Source organism: Halomonas sp. SIMBA_159, from assembly GCF_046536035.1.
GTDB classification, from domain to species: Bacteria; Pseudomonadota; Gammaproteobacteria; order Pseudomonadales; family Halomonadaceae; genus Vreelandella; species Vreelandella venusta_A.
Genome location: NZ_JAWJBT010000232.1, coordinates 1 through 330, shown reverse-complemented (window position 1 = coordinate 330; position 330 = coordinate 1). Strand labels below are relative to the sequence as shown.

The following is a 330-nucleotide window of genomic DNA, read 5'->3' as shown; positions in this document are numbered from 1 at the left end:
AACTTCGGCAACCTGACTGCCGGCCTGCTGGCCAAAGCGCTGGGTTTGCCGGTGAAACGTTTCATGGCCGCCACCAATGTCAACGATACCGTGCCCCGCTATCTGCAGAACGGCAAGTGGGATCCTAAAGCCACAGTGCCGACCATTTCCAATGCCATGGACGTCAGCCAGCCAAACAACTGGCCGCGTATTGAAGAGCTGTGCCAGCAACAAGGCTGGGGTCTGAACGAGCTGGGCTATGGCGCGGTAAGTGATGAGCAGACCGCAGAGACACTGCGTCAGATGGATGCCGACGGTTATTTGTGTGAACCACATGGTGCCATTGCCTAC

General features: G+C 57.3%; 1 pseudogene. It reads left to right on the top strand.

What is annotated here, in order from left to right:
- Positions 1-330 (top strand): annotated as a pseudogene (locus R0J87_RS19105) (hypothetical protein); the annotation flags it as partial.